Genomic DNA, 1,410 nt, shown 5'->3' on the forward strand with positions numbered 1-1,410 from the left:
CCGCCCCCGCCGCCGCCCGGGCCACCGAGGCGGAGCGCGCCGGCTGGCTCCGCGCGATCGCCGACGACCTCGACGCCGCGCGCGACGCGCTCGTGCCGCTCGCCGCCCGCGAGACCGGCCTCGCCGTGCCGCGCCTCACGGGCGAGGTCGCCCGCACCACCGGCCAGCTGCGGCTGTTCGCCGACGCGATCGAGGAGGGCAGCCACCTGGAGGTGGTCGTCGACCACGCCGACCCGGCGAGCGCTCCCCCGCGTCCGGACCTCCGGCGCATGCTGATCCCGCTCGGCCCCGTCGCCGTGTACGCGGCCTCGAACTTCCCGTTCGCGTTCTCCGTCGCCGGCGGCGACACGGCGTCGGCGCTCGCCGTCGGCTGCCCCGTCGTCGTGAAGGCGCACCCCGGGCACGCGGAGACCTCCCGGGCCACCGCCGCGATCGTCGCCGGCGCGCTCCGGCGGGCCGGGGCTCCCGACGGCGCGTTCGCGCTCGTCGAGGGCTTCGACGCCGGGCTCGCGCTCGTCGACGCGGCGCCCGTGCGCGCGGCCGCCTTCACGGGCTCGCTCGGCGGCGGACGCGCGCTCGCCGACCGCGCCGCCGCGCGCGAGGAGCCGATCCCGTTCTTCGGCGAGCTCGGCAGCCTCAACCCGGTCGTCGTCACCCCCCGGGCCGATGCCGCCCGCGGGGCCGAGCTCGCCGCGGGCCTCGCCGCGTCGTTCACGCTCGGAGCGGGCCAGTTCTGCACCAAGCCCGGGCTCGTGCTCGTCCCCGCGAGCTCGGCGCTCGAACGGGCGCTGCCCGGGCAGGTGCCGGGCGGCACGGCGGACATGCTCACCGGATCCATCGCGGAGGGCTTCGTCACGGGCGCCCGACGGCTCGCGGGGATCCCGGGGGTCGAGCAGCTGATCGCGCCGACGGTCGCGGGCGCCGCCGCGCTGCTCGCGGTCGACGCGTCCGACTTCGCCACGTCGGCCGAGGAGCTCACCGCGGAGGTGTTCGGCCCCGCGACCCTGCTGGTGCGGTACCGGAGCGCCGAGGAGCGCGACCTCGCGGTCGCCGCGCTCCCGGGATCGCTCACGGCGACCCTGCACGCCGAGCCGGACGACGAGGTCGACGGGCTCGTCGACCTCCTCGCCGCACGGGCGGGTCGCCTGCTCTTCGCGGGCTGGCCCACGGGCGTCGCCGTCGCCTGGGCCCAGCACCACGGCGGGCCGTGGCCCGCGACGACGTCCCAGCACACGTCGGTGGGTGTGACGGCGATGCGGCGGTTCCAGCGGCCCATCGCCTACCAGGACGCGCCGGAGGCGATCCTGCCGGCCCCGCTGCGGGACGGCTGGTCGGGCCCCCGCCGCGTGGACGGCCGGCTGCGCGCCTGAGCGGGACGGGGCCGTGCCGCCGCGCGGCCCTGCCACGCGG

At 79.2% G+C, this 1,410-nt stretch carries 1 protein-coding gene; it reads left to right on the forward strand.

From position 1 onward, the window contains the following. A partial coding sequence (locus Q6969_RS15630; protein ID WP_317231262.1) for an aldehyde dehydrogenase family protein occupies nucleotides 1-1,370 on the forward strand: 1,370 nt, incomplete at its 5' end. Nucleotides 1,371-1,410 lie beyond the last annotated feature (40 nt).

Source organism: Clavibacter sp. MX14-G9D (assembly GCF_032917815.1).
GTDB lineage: Bacteria > Actinomycetota > Actinomycetes > Actinomycetales > Microbacteriaceae > Clavibacter > Clavibacter michiganensis_K.